Annotated in this window: 16 protein-coding genes and 1 riboswitch; of the genes, 8 read left to right on the top strand and 8 right to left on the bottom strand. The window is 62.8% G+C overall.

Annotated elements, in window-relative coordinates; all coding sequences use genetic code 11:
• Complete coding sequence (locus QOV41_RS04790; protein WP_284579891.1) at positions 1-711, bottom strand: histidine phosphotransferase family protein; 711 nt, start codon at positions 709-711, stop codon at positions 1-3.
• 87 nt (positions 712-798) lie between these two features.
• Positions 799-1,266 carry a YHS domain-containing (seleno)protein gene (locus QOV41_RS04785; protein WP_284579889.1) on the bottom strand — a complete coding sequence of 156 codons (468 nt, stop codon included), beginning with the start codon at positions 1,264-1,266 and terminating at the stop codon, positions 799-801.
• A gap of 126 nt (positions 1,267-1,392) precedes the next feature.
• Between QOV41_RS04785 and QOV41_RS04780 the strand changes: the two genes are divergently transcribed.
• Both QOV41_RS04780 and QOV41_RS04775 read left to right on the top strand, forming a co-directional pair.
• On the top strand, positions 1,393-1,959 hold the full coding sequence (locus QOV41_RS04780; RefSeq protein WP_415926743.1) for a DUF1134 domain-containing protein: 567 nt from the start codon (positions 1,393-1,395) through the stop codon (positions 1,957-1,959).
• 32 nt (positions 1,960-1,991) lie between these two features.
• Entirely contained in the window at positions 1,992-3,278 is a 1,287-nt protein-coding gene (locus QOV41_RS04775) for a coiled-coil domain-containing protein (protein WP_284579888.1), read from the top strand.
• A 1-nt stretch (position 3,279) separates the two neighbouring features.
• On the opposite strand, the gene QOV41_RS04770 is transcribed toward QOV41_RS04775, so the two are convergent.
• Entirely contained in the window at positions 3,280-3,612 is a 333-nt protein-coding gene (locus tag QOV41_RS04770; protein ID WP_284579887.1) for a DUF6476 family protein, read from the bottom strand.
• Here QOV41_RS04770 and QOV41_RS04765 point away from each other — a divergent pair.
• The gene (locus tag QOV41_RS04765; RefSeq protein ID WP_284579886.1) at positions 3,611-4,639 is read left to right on the top strand and encodes an RluA family pseudouridine synthase; all 1,029 of its coding nucleotides are present in this window, start codon (positions 3,611-3,613) and stop codon (positions 4,637-4,639) included. The genes QOV41_RS04770 and QOV41_RS04765 overlap by 2 nt on opposite strands.
• Before the next feature lie 164 nt (positions 4,640-4,803).
• Positions 4,804-5,676, top strand: a complete 873-nt coding sequence (gene rpoH, locus QOV41_RS04760) for an RNA polymerase sigma factor RpoH (RefSeq protein WP_284579884.1) — start codon at positions 4,804-4,806, stop codon at positions 5,674-5,676.
• A gap of 58 nt (positions 5,677-5,734) precedes the next feature.
• Here the strand turns inward: rpoH and QOV41_RS04755 are convergent, their stop codons facing one another.
• The gene (locus QOV41_RS04755; RefSeq protein WP_284579882.1) at positions 5,735-6,433 is read right to left on the bottom strand and encodes a thiamine diphosphokinase; all 699 of its coding nucleotides are present in this window, start codon (positions 6,431-6,433) and stop codon (positions 5,735-5,737) included.
• A gap of 20 nt (positions 6,434-6,453) precedes the next feature.
• A riboswitch (TPP riboswitch) is annotated at positions 6,454-6,551 on the top strand.
• Positions 6,552-6,620: 69 nt separating this feature from the next.
• On the opposite strand from QOV41_RS04755, the gene thiB reads away from it, so the two are divergent.
• Genes thiB through QOV41_RS04740 form a run of 3 tightly spaced genes read left to right on the top strand, consistent with a single transcriptional unit; the run spans position 6,621 to position 9,871 of the window.
• On the top strand, positions 6,621-7,625 hold the full coding sequence (gene thiB / locus QOV41_RS04750; RefSeq protein WP_284579880.1) for a thiamine ABC transporter substrate binding subunit: 1,005 nt from the start codon (positions 6,621-6,623) through the stop codon (positions 7,623-7,625).
• A gap of 7 nt (positions 7,626-7,632) precedes the next feature.
• Positions 7,633-9,243, top strand: coding sequence for an ABC transporter permease family protein (locus tag QOV41_RS04745; RefSeq protein ID WP_284579879.1), 1,611 nt, complete (start codon positions 7,633-7,635; stop codon positions 9,241-9,243).
• Positions 9,230-9,871 carry an ATP-binding cassette domain-containing protein gene (locus QOV41_RS04740; RefSeq protein ID WP_284579878.1) on the top strand — a complete coding sequence of 214 codons (642 nt, stop codon included), beginning with the start codon at positions 9,230-9,232 and terminating at the stop codon, positions 9,869-9,871. Before QOV41_RS04745 ends, QOV41_RS04740 begins: the two co-directional genes overlap by 14 nt.
• Here QOV41_RS04740 and QOV41_RS04735 read toward each other — a convergent pair.
• A complete protein-coding gene (locus QOV41_RS04735; protein WP_284579877.1) occupies positions 9,868-11,988 on the bottom strand; it encodes a hypothetical protein in 2,121 nt (706 codons plus the stop codon). The two genes, QOV41_RS04740 and QOV41_RS04735, sit on opposite strands and share 4 nt — an antisense overlap.
• A gap of 47 nt (positions 11,989-12,035) precedes the next feature.
• A complete protein-coding gene (locus QOV41_RS04730; RefSeq protein WP_284579876.1) occupies positions 12,036-13,325 on the bottom strand; it encodes an adenylosuccinate synthase in 1,290 nt (429 codons plus the stop codon).
• A gap of 160 nt (positions 13,326-13,485) precedes the next feature.
• Here QOV41_RS04730 and QOV41_RS04725 point away from each other — a divergent pair, with 160 nt between their 5' ends.
• Positions 13,486-14,430 carry a DMT family transporter gene (locus tag QOV41_RS04725; RefSeq protein WP_284579875.1) on the top strand — a complete coding sequence of 315 codons (945 nt, stop codon included), beginning with the start codon at positions 13,486-13,488 and terminating at the stop codon, positions 14,428-14,430.
• A 51-nt stretch (positions 14,431-14,481) separates the two neighbouring features.
• Here the strand turns inward: QOV41_RS04725 and serA are convergent, their stop codons facing one another.
• Together serA and QOV41_RS04715 are read right to left on the bottom strand one after the other, a co-directional pair.
• The gene (gene serA, locus QOV41_RS04720; protein WP_284579874.1) at positions 14,482-16,065 is read right to left on the bottom strand and encodes a phosphoglycerate dehydrogenase; all 1,584 of its coding nucleotides are present in this window, start codon (positions 16,063-16,065) and stop codon (positions 14,482-14,484) included.
• Between the two features lie 103 nt (positions 16,066-16,168).
• A complete protein-coding gene (locus QOV41_RS04715) occupies positions 16,169-17,350 on the bottom strand; it encodes a phosphoserine transaminase (protein WP_284579873.1) in 1,182 nt (393 codons plus the stop codon).
• Positions 17,351-17,505: the final 155 nt, after the last annotated feature.

Raw genomic sequence — 17,505 nt, 5'->3', positions numbered from 1 at the left:
CTATTCCGTAGCAGCCGGTGCACTTTCAGGAACGGTTTCGGTGCTCGCGGGGGCCTTGGGCGTTGCGCGGAAATAGAACTGCGCATCTTCGAGCCCGATCTCGATCTCCATGTCGGTCATGCGGGCAAGCAGGCCCGTGTAGAACGGCTGAATGCCTCGCGCGTCGACTGATCCCTCTTCGGGCATGCCCGAGAGCAGACCGGCGGCACCGGACGGCACGAGCGTCTTCTGTCGCTTTTCCGGATCGCTACGCGAGGTGAACTCAAATTTCTCCTGCCCGGCTTCGCCGGTGATGCTAGCGGTTACCACGCCACCACGCGGCACCGAACCGGCTGCAATCAACAGCATGTTCATGAAGAGTTTGGCTTTGTGCTTGGGCAAAAGGATCAGCGGCGCGTTCCACTCGAGATCGGCCTTTTCGATATCAAAGAGGATGCGCGCCACGCGCTCGCATTCCCGCGTGTCGATGTCGGTGCCGGTGGTGGAAGAGGCGCCATAAGCAAGGCGGGCAAATTCAAGCTTCCCGCGGCTCTGCTTGGCAGCCGAAGCGATAAGGTCGCGGGCGCCTTCGGCCATCTCAGACTGCGCCGGGTCAGCAAGCACTTCAAGCCCGTTGCCAATAGCGCCGATCGGATTGATCAGATCGTGGCAGACGCGGCTGCACAGCATGGCGGCGAGGTCCGTCGCCTTGAGCTCGATGATGTCGGCCATGAGAAGGTCTCCGTGTCGGCAAGAATCACTTTTGCCGACATTAGAGCCTCAGCGGTTAACAGGGACACCAAATTGCGCCGGGCGCGATCAGTTGATCGACAGGGTTTTGGAGAGCTGCGCCCAGTTTTCTTCTGCTTTGATGGCGGCAGCATCCGGCGCCAGCAAGAACGCCTCGCGGCCCGAGGCCGAGTAGAAGAGATAGAGCCGCTGCTTGAAGACGGTGTAGAGGCGAGGATCGCTGTCCGACACAAAGCCGCGCGCCATGCTCATGGCGCCATGACCACCGAACTGCGGCGCGTAGATCTCGGGAGCCTGACTGAAGACGTCGCGATTGGCTGGGGTCGAGAAATACCAAGGGACGTTCTGCCAGACGAACTCGTAATCCGGGAGGCCCAGCGCCGGTGACGGTTCGGTGAAGTAGCTCACCGGGTCCATGCCACCAATGGCGATGCCGGTGAGCGGGTCCGTGACGATAAGGGTCACCACCGACTGGGCTCGCACCGGGGCACTGCCCGCCGTGAGCACGGCCAATAGCGGCAAAACAAAGGCAAGCATGGTTAAGATTTGTTTAGAGGTTTGCTTCATCATCGACCCAAATTGATCGGCGTGCTGGTAGCGGCAGTCTGCAGCAGCAGACCTTAAGGTCTTACCAACCCCATGCCGATCGCCTGGGAGATCACCATGCTCAAGCGCCTCGTCCTGCTGTTCGCCATTCTTGGGTTTCTCGCGCCGGCACCAGCCGTCCTGGCGCAGGGTTCGCTCAGCGACACCTATTCGGGGAATGAGCTGGTCGACAAGGGCAGCGCCTTTTTCGGGTCGGCGGCGCAAGGTCTGGCCTCGCTGGTGGAGCGCGCCGTCAGCGAATTCGGGCTACCAAATGGCTATATCCTAGGCGAGGACGCCGGCGGGGCACTGTTTGCCGGCGCCCGCTATGGCGAGGGCACGCTTTATACCCGCAATGCGGGTGAATACATGATCTTCTGGCAAGGGCCATCGATCGGCTTCGACATCGGTGGCGACGGCTCCAAGGTCATGGTGCTGGTCTACAACCTCTCTCAGGTTCCCGACGCCCTGGGACGCTTTGCCGGCCTCAACGGCTCGGCCTATGTCGTGGGCGGCTTTGCCATGACGGTGCTGAAGCGCGGCAATGTCGTGATGATCCCGATCCGCTCTGGCGTTGGCGCTCGCCTGGGCGTCAATGTCGGCTATCTCAACTTCACCAACCAGCCTACCTGGAACCCCTTCTGACCTGCAGCCGTTCGAGGGCCAAGGTGACGCCCATGCGCAAACCCAGTAGGGTGGGCGCGGGGCACGGTGGCTGGGCCAGCGGAGTTGCCATTGGGGATATTCCTGCGGTAACGAACCCGCGCGGGTCCGGAGTTGCGATGGTCATCGAGAACATCATGTATTTCGCGCTGGGGTTGTTTGCCGCGGCGCTGATGGCCCTGATCATCATGCCGGCGGTGTGGAAGCGCGCCGTGCGCCTGACCAAGCGTCGCATCGAGGCGGCAACGCCCATCACCATGGCCGAATTCCGCGCCGACAAGGACCAGTTGCGGGCCGAGTTCGCGCTGACCACGCGCCGTCTTGAGATGACAATTGACGGGCTGCGCAAGCGGCTCGCCGAAGAACTGAGCGACTACAATCAAAAGCGTGCCGAAGCCGGCATGTTCAAGGCCGAGAACCAGCGGCTGGTCTCGATCGTGGCCGACCTGGAAGCGCGCGGGGAAGATCTGCGCATCCGGGTGCAGGAGCTCGAACGCGAAAACACCGATTTTGCTCAGCGCCTGCGCATGCGCGAACGCGACCTGGAAACGCGGACTGCGGAGTTGCAGTCCTTGCGGGAAGCCCTGCGGGGTGACCTGCCGCAAGGCACCGAGCCTGGTGGAACGGTGCTGTCGGGAGACTATGACGAGGATGTCGACCGGCTGACAACGACGCTGGCGATTGAACGCAAGCGCGCCGCCTTCCTTGAAGAACAGGCCAATAGTCTCCTCGCGCGGCTGGAAACCTCCGACCGGCGTAGTGCCGAAGCGACCGCGGCCATTGCCCAGATGCGCGCCGCCCTTGCCAAGCGCAGCGACGGCAACGACATCGATGCCGATGAGCTTGCCGCGGCCGAAGCCCGCATTGCCAGCGCCGAAAGCCGGCTAAATGCCCTGCTGGACGAAAGCCGGCCCGTCTCTGACGCCGGAGAAACGGAAACCCAGCCGGGGTTACTCGCAGATGAGCTGAGTGCAGAAGACGATCTGGACGCTGTGCGCCAAAAGGTGGCCACGGTGGAGGCCAGCATCTTGGCGGATTGGGGCACGGAGAAAATTTCGGAAGACCAGCTGCGGGACCAGTTAAGGGACATTGCGGCGGGCGTCACCCGCATCGTCTATTCCGCCGACGTCCAGCCCACCAGCGCACCGAGCGATGAGAGCCTTTTCGATCGCATCCAGCGCTTTGCCGATGACGGGCCAGAAAACCAGACGGAAGCGAAACAAGACGACCTGCCTGCCCCCGATCGCTCGGGTGCCGTATCGGATCGCATGACCGCGCTGCGGGAAATCCAGAGTCGTTAGGCTACTCGGTGGCTATGACGATCGTGCGGACCAATTCCCCGGTAGCCCGGTCGAACAGGGCGAGATGGGTGATGCCGTCCAGCCGATAGGTGACATTGATCGTCCCATCGCTCACAACCGCGGCAGCAACTTCGGCCGCCGGGGGCAAAACCACTCTTTCCGCGACGCTGGGCGGCGGCGCGTCACGCGTGATCCGATAGACAAGCGCGAACGCAATCGCCATAAAGCCCAGAACCATTGTGCCAATCGCAATTAGGAACGCGCGGCGCGCCTTGCGCAGCGCGGCCTCCGCCTCTGGAGAGAGCGGCTCGTTGGCAATTTCAGGATCGTTCATGGCCGAAAATACCGATCTAGAGTTTGAGGGCGACGAGGTCGAACTCGTCGTCGACGAGGCGCTGGCGGGCGGGCGGCTCGACGCTGTATTGGCCAAGGCGCACGACGTCCTGAGCCGCAACCGGATCAAGGATCTGATCCTGACCGGCGCCGTCACCATCGACGGCGCGGTCGTTAGCGAGCCCAAATACCGGCTAAAGACCGGCGAGACAATCACCCTTGTCGCGCCACCGCCTGAAGATCCCGAGCCGCAACCCGAAGACATCCCACTCGACATCCTGTTCGAGGACGACCATCTCATCGTCATCAACAAGCCCGTAGGCATGGTGGTCCACCCTGCCCCGGGTTCACCCTCAGGGACGCTGGTGAATGCGCTAATCCATCATTGCGGCGCATCCTTGCAGGGGATCGGGGGCGTTCGCCGGCCCGGCATCGTCCATCGGCTCGACCGCGACACCTCAGGTGTCATGGTGGCCGCCAAGACCGAAAAGGCACACAAGCATCTTTCCGACCAGTTCGCTGACCATGGCAGGACCGGACCGCTGCATCGCGCCTATATCGCCTTTGTGTGGGGTATGACGGAGACGGCTAAAGGTAGTGTCGACGCGCCATTGGGCCGGGACGCCAACAATCGCCTGAAGCAGTCAGTGCGCAAGGATGGACGCGAAGCGATCACCCACTACTTCGTGCAGGCAAGATTTGGCGACCCCGGCTGGGACATCACCCGTGTCGAGTGCCACCTCGAAACCGGCCGGACGCATCAAATCCGCGTTCACATGGCTCATATCGGGCATCCGCTGGTCGCCGACAGCGTTTATGCATCTGGATACGCCACCAAGATCAATCGTCTGCCTGCCGAGCTAGCGACGCCCATTCAGGCGCTGGGCCGCCAAGCTCTGCATGCCGCCGAGCTCGGTTTCGAGCATCCGGCAACCGGAGAAGAGATGTTCTTCGAGGCGCCTTTGCCCGAGGACCTGCAGAAGCTGGAGGACGCATTGGAACCATTCAACAAGGCTTTCGCCCGTTAGCGGGAACTGATCACCGCGTCATACATTTGTAGCGATTCTCGCTCTTACAATCGCCCAAGTGCGTCCTTATATCCATCGTAGTCTGACGATGGGCCGACAACGGACATCATAGGACTGTCTTCCGCCCGCGTCAGCGGGGGAAATCAAAAAGGGGGTGCGTTCATATGGCCCAAACCAATCTTCCCGTCCTCTCATCCGAAGGGGGCTTAAGCCGCTATCTTCAGGAAATCCGGAAGTTCCCAATGCTGGAGCCGGATGAAGAATACATGCTGGCCAAGCGCTACAAGGAGCACGCCGACCCCGGCGCCGCCCAGAAGCTGATCACCAGCCATTTGCGCCTCGTCGCTAAGATCGCCATGGGCTATCGCGGCTATGGCCTGCCCATCTCCGAGGTGATCTCGGAAGGTAATGTTGGACTGATGCATGCGGTGAAGCGCTTCGAGCCAGAAAAGGGCTTCCGCCTTGCGACCTACGCGATGTGGTGGATCCGCGCCGCTATCCAGGAATATGTGCTGCGCTCATGGAGCCTGGTCAAGATCGGCACCACTGCCGCGCAGAAGCGCCTGTTCTTCAACCTGCGCAAGGTGAAGGGGCAGATCGCTGCGCTCGAAGACGGTGCCCTACACCCCGACCAGATCAAGCAGATCGCCACGACGCTCAAGGTCACCGAAGACGACGTCGTCTCGATGAATGCGCGGCTTTCCGGCGACGCTTCGCTCAATTCGCCCATGCGGGCGGATGAGGGCTCGTCGGAGTGGCAGGACTGGCTGGTGGACGACACACCCGACCAGGAAACATCGCTGGGCGAGAGCGAGGAATATCGCGAGCGCATGGGTCTGCTGAACAACGCCATGGACGTGCTGAACGATCGTGAGCGAGCCATCTTCCAGGCGCGTCGCCTGCAGGAAAATCCGTCCACGCTCGAGGAGCTGGCGCAGCAATATGACGTGAGCCGGGAGCGTATCCGGCAGATCGAGGTCCGCGCCTTTGAAAAGGTGCAGGACGCGGTCAAGGTTGCGGCGCGCGCCGACGCGTAACGATCACTATCTCAATTAGCGAAGGCGGGCTCCGGCCCCCCTTTTTTGTTGCTTCGTTTCAGGCGCCGACTGGCATCTCGACAAGATCCCAAAGCCGTTCCTTGCCCAGGATCAATAACCAGGGGAGATCGGAAGCCGGCACAATCTCGACGCGCCCGCCCAGCCCCTGGTTCGACGTGCCGATAAGGCCGCCTGCTGCGAGCGTCAGTCCATCCACCGGATAGAGCAAGCCGGTGGAGCGGGTGAAGCTGATGGGGACAAGGGGGTGGACCGACACCCGTTCGCCGGCCCTGGCCTCGAAGGTGATGGTGCCCGTGACTGCCAGCGCCACATCAACCTCATCGACGAGGAGCAGGCGGCGGCTGGGGGCGAATTGCAGGACGGCGCTGAGCGCAGCAAGCGTGTGATCGAGCCGCTTGCCCGTGGTGCCCAGCGCCAGGGTCACGGGAGCCTTGGTACAATAGAGCGCCTTTTGAAAGTCGGTGGTGATCTGCTCGGGAATATGGATGACGCGCGTGCGCTGTTCCCACCCTGCCCGGTCCACGAGGGAATCGAGATCCCCGATGATCGCTGCCGGAGTAAGTCCGGCCGCACCGATCGCGTTGCCGCCACCATCGGCTCCTACCAGCGCAATGCCACGCTCTGCCAATTCGCGTAAGAGCGCTGGGTCGACGACACCGCCACCCACAATCGCCAGCGGCGACGCGAAGGCAAGGACCTCGAGGGCCTGTTCGACGATAGTCCCTTGTGCTGTCACGGAAGTCTCATTAAGTCTGGGGCGTCTCGCTGGGGTGTTCCGGATTTTCCGGAGCTGAGAGTTACCCATTGAACCTGAACCAGGTCATGCTGGCGGAGGAAGTTCGAGATGGCAAGGGCGTCTCGTTTTCGTCCTCGCCATTGACGCATCCCCTTCTTCATGGCCGCAAACGATGAAGGGATGACCCATGGTCAAATCTGCCCACCTCATTGCTGCGGTCCTTTCCGGACTGCTTGCAGCGCCCGCCCTTGCCCAGGACGCGCCGACGCTCACTGTCTACACCTATGATGGCTTTGCCGCCGAATGGGGCCCCGGCCCCAAGCTCAAGGAAGGCTTCGAGGCGGTGTGCGATGGCTGCACGGTGAACTGGGTGGCGGCCGACAGCTCCATTGGCACGCTGCGGCGCGTGCAGCTGGAAGGCGAGACCACCGAAGCCGACGTCCTCGTGGGGCTCGATACCGCCATTGCCGGGGAGGCGCGTTCGACCGGCCTTTTTGCCGATCATGGCCTGGACCTCAGTGGCCTCGACCTGCCGCAGGCGTGGTCGGACGAGCAGTTCGTGCCGTTCGACTATTCCCACTTCGCCTTTGTCTACGACACCGACAGCGTCGATAATCCACCCAGCTCCTTCGAGGAACTGATTGCGCTGCCCGAGGACTTCAAGATCGTCGTGCAGGATCCCCGTTCGGCGACGCCGGGCCTCGGGCTCGTACTCTGGATCAAGGCCGCTTACGGCGATCGCGCGGCGGAGATCTGGGAGGGCCTGGCGCCCCATATCCTCACTGTCACCCGCGAATGGAGCGAAAGCTATGACCTCTTCCTCAGCGGGGAAGCGGACATGGCGCTGAGCTATACCACATCGCCGGCCTACCACATCATCGCCGAGGACGATGCGAGCATCGCAGCGGCGCTGTTCGAGGAAGGGCACTTCGCCCAGGTGGAAGTCGCCGGCATTCTCAAGTCGTCGGACAATCAGGAGCTCGCGCGCGAATTCCTTGACTATCTCGTGTCGCCTGACGCGCAGGTAATCATCGCCATGAACAATTGGATGTTCCCGGTGGAAAGCGATGCAGAAATCGATCAGGCTTTTGCCGAGCTGCCGCAGCCAGAAGAGACGCTGAACCTCTCCGACGCGGAAATCGAATCCAACCGGCAGGCCTGGATCGACGAGATGCTGACCGCCATCCAGTAGGCATCCCATGGCCGTTTCCCCACTGGCCGGAACGCTGCCGCGACGCCCCCTGCGGGTCGCGGTGGCCACCGGGCTGGCGCTTGCCATCGGCGCGCTGATCGGGCTGCTGCTCTGGTCGATCCTCGCCGCGGCAACGGACCAAGGCTCCGGATCTTCCAGGCTCGACATCGCCCATCTGGTGCGGATGACCGCCATCCAGGCGGGGCTGACCACGATCATCTCGCTGGTTGTGGGCATGGGCTTGGCCTGGGCGCTGAACCGACTGCGCTTTTTTGGCCGCGAGCTGGTGGTGGCGCTGTTTGCCTCGGCCATCGTTACGCCGGGCATGGTGGTGGCGTTCGGGCTCCTCTCCATCTGGGGCCGGAATGGCTGGATCAATCAGCTCAGCGAAGCCTTGTTCGGGGCGCCGATCGGTAACCCGGCATTTGGGCTCTCGGGCATTCTCTTTGCCCATGTCATTCTCGATGCGGCCTTTACCGCACGCATCATGCTCGCGCGTCTCGACGCCATACCCGACGCGCGGCTTAAGACCGGCCAATCGCTGGGGCTATCGGCCTGGGCGCGCTTCCGCATCATTGACTGGCCGGCGTTGCGCGGCACGGTGCCGGGCCTCGCGGCCATCATCTTTCTCCTTGCCTTTACCAGCTTTCCAATTGTCTTGATGCTGGGCGGTGGTCCCGCCAACCAGACGCTGGAAGTGGCGATCTATGCCGCCGTCCGACAAGATTTCGATCTGACCGGTGCCGTGCGGCTGGCGGCGACGCAGATCGCCATCTGCTCGGCAGTTATTCTGGCGGCCTCGGCCATGGCGCCGATCACCACGAGTCTTGGTTCCTCCACACTACCGCGCTGGCGCGATGCCGGCTTGGCCCGCCTGCTGCAGGCCATTGTGCTGACGCTCTGTCTTCTTGCCTTCCTGCTCCCGCTCATCGCTGTTCTCGTCGACGGCATCGGACCTGACATGATCTCGCTGCTTTCACGACCCACCTTCTGGTGGGCCGCGTTGAGCAGCTTGGGCATCGGCACGGCCTCCGCCCTCCTGACGCTTGCCCTGGCTTTGGCGTTGGCTCTGGGCCGCGCAGGCACCAGCAATGGCGGACTGCGGACCGCGCTGGGAACTCCGGCCTTTGCCTATCTGGCCGTTCCCGCGGTGGTATTGGCGCTTGGCTTCTTCCTCCTGGTGCGAGCCTTTGGGATCGCTCCGGCGCATGCGGCGCCTGCAGTGGTGATCCTGGGCAACAGCCTGCTTGCCCTGCCCTTCGCCATGGCAACCCTGGGGCCGCCGCTCGAAGCGATAAACCGGACCCGGGGCAAGCTCATCCGTTCGCTGGGCCTGACCGGATGGCAGCAGTTCCGGGCCATCGAGTACCCCCTGATCGGCCGTGATCTGGGCATCATGCTGGCACTTGCCTTCTGCTTCTCGCTGGGCGATCTGGGCGTGATCGCGCTCTTCGGCACACAAGACTTCCAGACCTTGCCTCTGATGATGTTCCGCGCCTTGGGGGCCTATCGCAGCAATGACGCGGGTGGGATCGCCGCCATTCTCCTCGTGGGCACCATCGTAGCCTTCATCGGCCTGCCCAAACTCTTCGAAAGGCTCGCCAATGCTGCGCGCTAATTCGCTCACCTTCGCCTATCTAGGGCAGGCACGTCCATACCAGTTCAGCTTCTCTGCCGAACCTGGCGCGGTGACCGCAGTCTCGGGCGCCAGCGGTTCGGGCAAGTCGACATTGCTCGATCTAATCGCCGGATTTCAGCGCCCAATATCTGGCGAGTTGGCGCTGGACGGGCGTGACCTGCTTCCCCTTGAGCCGGAGCAGCGACCCGTCTCACTACTCCTGCAGTCCGAGAGCTTGTTCGATCACCTCTCGGCCGCCAAGAACGTCGTTTTGGGCTTGCCGCGTAGCACCCCAAGGGCAGAAGCACAGAGGGCCATTGCCTCAGCGCTGAGCGAGGTGGGGCTAAAGGGGATCGGCGCCCAACCGGCAGCGACGCTTTCAGGAGGCCAGAAACAGCGGGTGGCGTTGGCGCGGACCTTGCTGCGCGAACGACCGGTGCTGCTGCTCGACGAGCCCTTCTCCGCACTTGATGACGATACCCGAGGCGTCATCCGGGAGCTGGTGCGCGACCTCACGGTAAGGCATGGCTGGCACACCATTCTCGTCAGCCATCACAGCGATGACATCGCTGCGATTGCCAATCGTCAGTATCACCTCAATGGGGGCCGGTTGGTGGAGCTGGCTTAGCTCTCCCAGCTAGCAAACACTTCTTGGAACAGCTCCTGCGCATCTTCATCCTTTTCCAGGGTGAGGATGGCATTGCGGCCGGTCCCATAGACCACCGCCAGATCCAGCCAACGTCGATCTTCGAGCAATTGGGTGTTCGTCGCGGCGTCGTCGGGTGAAGCGCTGAGGGCAAAGAGGAAGGAGTTCCCTACGACGCGCGCCGAAGCGCCCACGAGCGGCGTGCCCGGGACCAGTTCCTGATCCTTGAGCAAGACCCCCGGCAGATTGGCAATCGTGCCGCCGATGAAGCTATCGCTGACGTCGAAATCGACTTCCATGAGGTGGCTGGCGGGAAGGCTCGGGTCCGAGTTCTTGCGGATGGTGATGTTGACGCCGAGATTTCGGGCCGGAATGCTCGCACTGCCGACCAGTGTCGGCAGTCCCAGTTCGTCGGTGCCCTGGCTCCATTCCACCGTCCCGGAGAACGGAACCGCGCCGCTCTGGCCATTAGCGCTGGCTTCCAACAGCAGCGACTGGCTCCCGGCGAGTACCGCCGGATCAGCCGAAGCTGCCGGATCATCGGCCTGAGCAATCGCCGTTTCACTATTGGGGAGGCGCTCTTCGGTCTTGGTCTCGCCATCGGCTGAGGGCAAGGCTGTCTCGGTGCCATCGGGTACGACCGGTTCGGGCACCAGACGGTCCTCGCCTTCGAGGTTTTCGATCGTGTTAGCCGGCTCGGCGAGAGGGGTCGTTGCAGTATTGCCGGGACCGGTTGTGACATCGGTCACCGGCTCGACCGGCGTGGAAGGGGCCGGGTCCATGGTTGGGGTCTGCGGGTCCGGCTCAATCGCAGCTGTGTCGGTCACCACCGGTTGCGCCTGTCCAAACATCTGGTCGAGGTCGACATAGCCTTCGCGCCAAGCCCAGAACCCGGCACCACCAGCACCGGCCAAGAGCACGGCGAACACCACCAAAAAGATAGTGAGGCCGGCGCCGGAACGAGCTTCCTCAGGCGAGACTGCGGGACCAGGCTCCTCGCCCGCTTCGGTCGGCTGCTCTGGAGGCACGGCGAACATCGACGAGCCCGATTCGGCAGGTGATTGTTCGGGGAGCGAGGGGCCATACTCACCGCGCGCCTCACGGTCCAGAGTCTCGATGGCGCGTTCAATCGCGCCCTGCGCTTCGTGCGCATCGGGTTCGGCCGCCTCGACCTCGACCTCGCGCACGGTGGACAGCGCCGTTTCAACCGGCGCTATGGCTACCGGAGTGCTATCCGCCTGGCGTGCCAGCGCCCGGTTGCCCAGGCTCGGCTCAGCGCGCGCGGCGGTCCGTGGCGCTTCTGTTCCGGGACGCGGCCCGATGGGGGCATTACCCTGTCGCGGCTCGATGCTGACCGGCTTCATGCTGCCGCTGATAGGCCGCAGCGGCACTGGAATCGACGAACTCGGGCCTGAACGATTGGGATCCGCCCGGGTCACGATCGAGGGCATGGCCCGAACTTCGGGCTTCCGCGTTTCGGCAGTAGAAGGTTCTGTGGGTTGGGTCGGCTCTACCGCTTCGACCGAGGTGCCGGTGCTCGCGGCCGCCTGAGCGATAATGTCCTCGATCGACATGGCGGAAGCCGCTGCCGGCGGCTCGGCGGCGGCTTGCTCAGTCGGCTGAACCGCAGTCTTTCGTTCGGGAGGATTGGGCCTCCGTGGTGAGCTAGGCGGCTGCTGCAGCACTTCGCGCACGCCGGGCATCACCTCCGGCTCGGATTCGTCCGGCACGGATACTTCGGCCGGAGGCGGTTCGGACGCCATTACCGGCTCTGCAACTGGCTGTTCGACTGCGCGCGCGGGCGGTGGCGGGGCCGCTGCCTCTGGCGCGCGCTGCGGCTCGAGCGCACGCGTCAGCTCGGTGTTCTCCCGGCCCAGGCTGATAATGGCTTCGCTGGCTTCCTGCTCGACTTGGCGGATACAATCCTCGAGCTGCAAGCGGTGCTGCGTGATCTCTCGGGCCGGCAAAGGGGGCGTGATCGAGCGGAGCTGACCGACCAGAGCCGAACGCGCCTTTTCGTAGACCGCGCGACGAGCGGCTCCGTTATTCTCCGGCAGCGCCGAGATCGCCCGGCGCAACAGCTCTTTGTAGTCCGCCATTGGTTACTTGGTACTCACATTTCAGCGACGTGTTGTAACAAAAACACTCAATCTTGGAATGGGTCAACGACGAGGATCGTGTCTGCGCGCTCCGGACTTGTGGAAAGCATGGCCACCGGTGCGCCGATCAGTTCCTCGATATAGCGAACATACTTCACCGCCTGCGCCGGCAGCTCAGCCCAACTCCGCGCACCGGCAGTGGTCTCGGACCACCCTTCCAGCGTTTCGTAGATGGGCTTAACGCGGGCCTGTGCTCCCATTGAGGCAGGAAGATAATCTATGCGTGATCCGTCGAGTTCGTAGGCGACACAGACCTTGATCTCCTTGAGGCCGTCGAGAACGTCGAGCTTGGTCAGGGCAATGCCGGAGATACCGGAGGTCCGGACCGTCTGGCGCACCAGCACGGCGTCGAACCAGCCGCAGCGGCGCGGACGGCCAGTGTTGACGCCCACTTCGCGACCTACGGTTGCCAGATGACGACCTATCTCGTCATCGAGCTCGCAGGGGAACGGTCCTTCACCGACGCGGGTCGTGTAGGCCTTGGTGATGCCAAGCACATAGCCAATGGCAGTGGGACCGAGACCCGAACCGGCAGCCGCCTGACCCGCCACCGTGTTGGACGAGGTAACAAAGGGATAGGTGCCGTGATCATTGTCGAGCAGCGCACCCTGCGCCCCTTCGAAAAGTATGCGGGCACCAGCGCGGCGCTTTTCTTCAAGCACGCGCCAGACCTGGTCCATGAAGGGCAGGATCTGGTCGGCGATTGAGGTCAGCTCTTGGTAGATCGTGCTCGCCTCGACCTCCACAAGTCCCATGCCGCGGCGCAGGGCGTTGTGGTGTGTGAGGAGCCGCTCGATTTTGGGCATCAGCGTATCGGGCTCGGAAAGATCGACTAGGCGGATGGCGCGGCGACCGACCTTGTCCTCATAGGCTGGACCGATGCCGCGGCGGGTGGTGCCAATCTTGAGACCTGAATTGGCGTCTTCGCGAATGCCGTCGAGCTCGCGATGGAGCGACAGGATCAGAGGTGCATTATCGGCGACGCGCAATATTTCGGGCGTGATCGTCACTCCCTGCCCGCGCAGCTTTTCCATCTCGGCAACGAAGTGATGGGGATCCACGACGACGCCGTTGCCAATGACGCTGAGCTTGCCCTGCACAAGGCCCGAAGGCAGCAGCGCCAGCTTGTAGCTCACCCCATCGATGACCAAGGTATGACCAGCATTGTGACCGCCATGATAGCGCACCACCACATCGGCGCGTTCGCTGAGCCAGTCGACGATCTTGCCCTTGCCCTCGTCGCCCCACTGCGAACCGACGACAACCACATTAGCCATAGAGTTTTCTTCCCAAAAATAGGCACGACCTGAAGGGTCCGGCGCCTTTTGCCGTCCCCTTCTCCTGCTTGGACGTCTGTCCCCCCGGCCGCTTTGGTTAGAACTTGATCGTGGCCGAATAAGTGTTAAGTCCGATTGTCCTTACATCACTCGAGCCACGATGAGAAAGCCGCTAAGTTCTGAAAATCGCGGCATTTCGGCTCGACTTTTGGACCAGCCTTACCTGCTACTGGTGCTGGCGCCCCTATTTTGGGGGGGCAATGTCGTGGCCGCCAAGCTGGTGGTGGGCGAGATCGACCCGTTCCTGTTGCTCGCGGCCCGCTGCGTGGGCGCAACACTCTTCATCATGCCCTTTGCCTGGCGCGCCGTAGTCAACGACTGGCCGATGATCCGGCGCCAATGGTGGCTGCTGATGAGCTACGGCGCCATTGGCTATGCGCTCTACAATGTGCTGCTCTATATCGGGCTGACCATGACCACCGCGGTCAATTCCTCCATCGAGACCGGCGCGCTCCCGATGCTGATCCTGGCGGCGAACTTCATCGTGTTTCGCGTCCGGGCGCGGCTGGCGCAGATCATCGGGGTGCTGATCGCTATAACCGGTGTGGGCCTGACCGCGACCCATGGTGACTTGAGCCGTATTCTGACGCTCGATGTCAATTTAGGCGATGCCTTCGTGCTGCTCGCCTGCCTCGCCTATACCGTCTACACGCTGGCGCTGCGCTTCCGGCCTCAAGTGCACATGATGAGCTTCATGGCTGTGGCCTTCACCGGCGCGGCAATCACCGGACTTGTCATGCTGGCGCTGTTCGGCGGCGGCATCGGGCAGTTCGCGACCCTGGTGGACAAGTCACCCACGGTCTGGGCCGTGCTGATCTACGTGATGATCTTTCCGTCCATGTTCAGCCAGATCGCCTATGCCCGCGGCGTTGAACTGGTTGGCCCCAATCGGGCAGCTCCCAGCCACAATCTCATTCCAGTCTTCGGCACGCTGGGCTCGCTGCTGGTCTTGGGCGAGCACCTCGAACTCTACCATCTCGCGGCCGCGGCACTGATCATCAGCGGCATCGTCCTGGCGGAATGGTCGGCCCGGCGTCGCGCATAAAAGGGCCGGCGCCGTGGCGCCAGCCCTTCATGTCTTCCCAGCGCTTAAAGGCTAAAACCGCAGCGCCTTGGCCTGCTTGACACCATCGAGCGCGGTGATCTCGGTCAACTGCTCCTCGGTCAGCGTGCCGTCGATGGAGATGAGCGCGATGGCGTCACCCCCTACATCCTGGCGACCCAGATTGAAGTTGGCGATGTTGATACCGAGGGTCCCCAGGATTGTCCCGAGACGGCCAATATGGCCCGGCTTATCCTCATTGGTGACGTAGAGCATGGACTCGGTGAGCTCGGCTTCCATGTTGATGGACTTGACCTGGATGACACGCGGCTTGCCGTTGGCAAAGAGCGTGCCGGCAAGGCTCCGCTCCTGCCGCTCGGTGGTGACGGTCAGGCGGATATAGCCCTCGTAGGCGCCCTGCTGGTCGCGCGTCGTGGTCTCGACGGTAATGCCGCGATCCTTGGCGATCTGCGGCGCCGACACCATGTTGATGTCACCCAGCGACGGCTTGAGCACGCCATTGATCGCCGCAGCGATCATCGGACGCGTGTTGAGCCCGGCGGGCGTACCCTCGAACTCGATGCGAATGCCCTTGATGGCGGTTTCGGTCAGTTGGCCGGCAAAGGAGCCAAGCGTTTCGGCCAGCTTAACCCAAGGGGTGATGATCGGGGCTTCTTCGGCCGAGATCGAGGGGAAGTTGAGCGCGTTGGTGATCTCGCCGGTCATCAGATAGGCGGAGATCTGCTCGGCGACCTGCAACGCGACGTTCTCCTGCGCTTCGGTGGTCGAGGCGCCCAGATGCGGCGTGCAGATGACGTTGGGAAGCTCGAAGAGGGGATTGCTTGTCGCCGGCTCCTCAAGGAAGACGTCGAGCGCGGCCCCGGCGACCTGGCCGGACTTCAGTGCATCGTAGAGCGCGGCTTCGTCGATGAGACCGCCCCGAGCGCAGTTGATGATGCGGACGCCCTTCTTGGTCTTGTTGAGCGCCTCGGCATTGATGATGTTGCGGGTGGCATCGATCAATGGCGTATGGAGGGTGATGAAGTCGGCACGGGCAAGGAGATCGTTAAGCTCGACCTTCTCGACACCCAGCGTCTGGGCACGTTCGGGCGTCAGGAACGGGTCAAAGGCGATAACCTTCATCTTGAGACCCAGCGCCCGGTCGGCGACGATCGAGCCGATATTGCCAGCGCCGATGAGCCCGAGGGTCTTGTTGGTGACCTCGACGCCCATGAAGCGGTTCTTTTCCCACTTGCCGGCGCGGGTGGAGGCATCAGCCTCCGGCAGCTGGCGCGCCAGGGCAAACATCATGGCGATGGCGTGCTCGGCCGTGGTGATGGAATTGCCGAAGGGCGTGTTCATCACGATGATGCCCTTTTTCGTGGCAGCGGGAATATCGACATTGTCGACACCGATGCCGGCCCGGCCGATCACCTTGAGATTGGTGGCCGCCGACAGGATCTTTTCGGTGACCTTGGTGGCCGAGCGGATGGCCAAACCATCATACTGGCCAATAACTTCGAAGAGCTTGTCCTTGTCTTTGCCCAGATCGGGCAGATAGTCGACCTCCACGCCATTGTCCTTGAAGATCTGAACGGCCGTGGGGCTGAGCTTGTCGGAAACGAGAACCTTGGGCATAGCGCCCTCCTTGTTTTCGCCACACCGATGGACGGTGCATGAATGAAAATGAACGGGGAAAAGGCGACGCCGAAGGGCGTCACCGGATTGTTCGCAGGGCTAATCAGGCAGCAGCCTGGAGCACAGCCTTTTCTTCGGCGAAGGCCCAATCGAGCCAAGGCGTCAGCGCTTCGAGATTGGCAGCGTCGATGGTGGAGCCGGCCCAGATGCGCAGCCCCGTCGGCGCGTCGCGATAGCCGCCGATGTCATAGGCCACGCCGAGCTTGTCGAGTCGGGCAACGATGGCCTTAACAAAGGCGGACTGCGCCTCCTCGTCCAGTGCCGTGACCGCAGGATCGGTGATGACGAAACAGACGGAGGTATTGGAGCGCGTGGCTTCTTCCTTGGCGAGGAAGCCGACCCAATCGGTTCGGGCGACCCAATCGGCGAGCACCTGGTAGTTGGCGTCGGCGCGGGCCTGCATGGCCTTGAGCCCGCCGATCTGCTTGCCCCACTTCATGGCGTCGACCGCATCCTCGATGCAGATCATGGAGACGGTATTGATGGTCTCGGCCTTGAAGATCCCCTCGATCAGCTTGCCGCCCTTGGTGAGGCGGAAGATCTTGGGCAGCGGGCGCTCGGGCTTGAAGGTCTCCAGCCGCTCGACAGCGCGCGGCGACAGGATGAGGACGCCATGGGCCGCTTCGCCGCCCAGCGCCTTCTGCCAGGAGAAGGTGACCACATCGAGCTTGGAAAAGTCGAGGTCCTGCGCAAAGGCGGCCGAGGTGGCGTCGCAAATGGTGAGGCCCTGCCGATCGGCCGGAATCCAATCGCCATTGGGCACGCGAGCGCCCGAGGTGGTGCCGTTCCAGGTAAAGACAACGTCGCGGGAGAAATCCACCTGTGCCAAATCGGGCAGCTCGCCATAGGGTGCCTTGAGCACGCGCACATCATCGAGCTTGAGTTGCTTTTGGACGTCGGTGACCCAGCCTTCCCCAAAGGATTCCCAGGCGAGCATGTCGACGCCTCGCGCGCCAAGCATGGACCAGAGCGCCATCTCCACCGCGCCCGTGTCCGAGGCGGGAACGATGCCGATGCGGTAGTCGGCAGGGACGGCGAGCAGCTCGCGCGTCAGGTCGATGGCTTCCTGGATGCGCGCCTTGGCGGGCTTGGCCCGGTGCGAACGGCCGACCAAGGCGTCGGACAGCACATCCACCGTCCAGCCAGGACGCTTGGCACAGGGGCCCGACGAAAAATTCGGATTAGCCGGTTTTACCGCCGGTGCGGTTTGGGGCGTATCAGCCATTCTCAGCGACCCTCCCAGGTCTATCGCCTTGCGTTAGGGCAAGGTGTCCTGAGGCGGGAGATACGCCTACCGCCTAGGGCGCGTCAATGGGTCTTTTGGAGCGCCCTAACTTTTGCAAGGCGCGGCATCACGGGGGCGAGATGATCCTGTCGCAT

The sequence above is a fragment of the Devosia sp. RR2S18 genome (assembly GCF_030177755.1).
GTDB classification, from domain to species: Bacteria; Pseudomonadota; Alphaproteobacteria; order Rhizobiales; family Devosiaceae; genus Devosia; species Devosia rhizosphaerae.
The sequence above is the reverse complement of the archived record's forward strand: the minus strand, read 5'-3'. Positions and strand labels throughout refer to the sequence as shown.

What these genes read in the sequence shown, in the direction of transcription:
- QOV41_RS04740 (WP_284579878.1), top strand. Translation starts at nt 9,230, where the DNA reads ATGCTGCGCGCTAATTCGCTCACCTTCGCCTATCTAGGGCAGGCACGT.
- thiB (WP_284579880.1), top strand. Translation starts at nt 6,621, where the DNA reads ATGGTCAAATCTGCCCACCTCATTGCTGCGGTCCTTTCCGGACTGCTT.
- QOV41_RS04780 (WP_415926743.1), top strand. Translation starts at nt 1,393, where the DNA reads ATGCTCAAGCGCCTCGTCCTGCTGTTCGCCATTCTTGGGTTTCTCGCG.
- QOV41_RS04790 (WP_284579891.1), bottom strand. Translation starts at nt 711, where the DNA reads ATGGCCGACATCATCGAGCTCAAGGCGACGGACCTCGCCGCCATGCTG.
- QOV41_RS04730 (WP_284579876.1), bottom strand. Translation starts at nt 13,325, where the DNA reads ATGGCTAATGTGGTTGTCGTCGGTTCGCAGTGGGGCGACGAGGGCAAG.
- QOV41_RS04715 (WP_284579873.1), bottom strand. Translation starts at nt 17,350, where the DNA reads ATGGCTGATACGCCCCAAACCGCACCGGCGGTAAAACCGGCTAATCCG.
- QOV41_RS04770 (WP_284579887.1), bottom strand. Translation starts at nt 3,612, where the DNA reads ATGAACGATCCTGAAATTGCCAACGAGCCGCTCTCTCCAGAGGCGGAG.
- QOV41_RS04735 (WP_284579877.1), bottom strand. Translation starts at nt 11,988, where the DNA reads ATGGCGGACTACAAAGAGCTGTTGCGCCGGGCGATCTCGGCGCTGCCG.
- QOV41_RS04765 (WP_284579886.1), top strand. Translation starts at nt 3,611, where the DNA reads ATGGCCGAAAATACCGATCTAGAGTTTGAGGGCGACGAGGTCGAACTC.
- rpoH (WP_284579884.1), top strand. Translation starts at nt 4,804, where the DNA reads ATGGCCCAAACCAATCTTCCCGTCCTCTCATCCGAAGGGGGCTTAAGC.
- QOV41_RS04725 (WP_284579875.1), top strand. Translation starts at nt 13,486, where the DNA reads ATGAGAAAGCCGCTAAGTTCTGAAAATCGCGGCATTTCGGCTCGACTT.
- QOV41_RS04785 (WP_284579889.1), bottom strand. Translation starts at nt 1,266, where the DNA reads ATGCTTGCCTTTGTTTTGCCGCTATTGGCCGTGCTCACGGCGGGCAGT.
- QOV41_RS04775 (WP_284579888.1), top strand. Translation starts at nt 1,992, where the DNA reads ATGCGCAAACCCAGTAGGGTGGGCGCGGGGCACGGTGGCTGGGCCAGC.
- QOV41_RS04745 (WP_284579879.1), top strand. Translation starts at nt 7,633, where the DNA reads ATGGCCGTTTCCCCACTGGCCGGAACGCTGCCGCGACGCCCCCTGCGG.
- serA (WP_284579874.1), bottom strand. Translation starts at nt 16,065, where the DNA reads ATGCCCAAGGTTCTCGTTTCCGACAAGCTCAGCCCCACGGCCGTTCAG.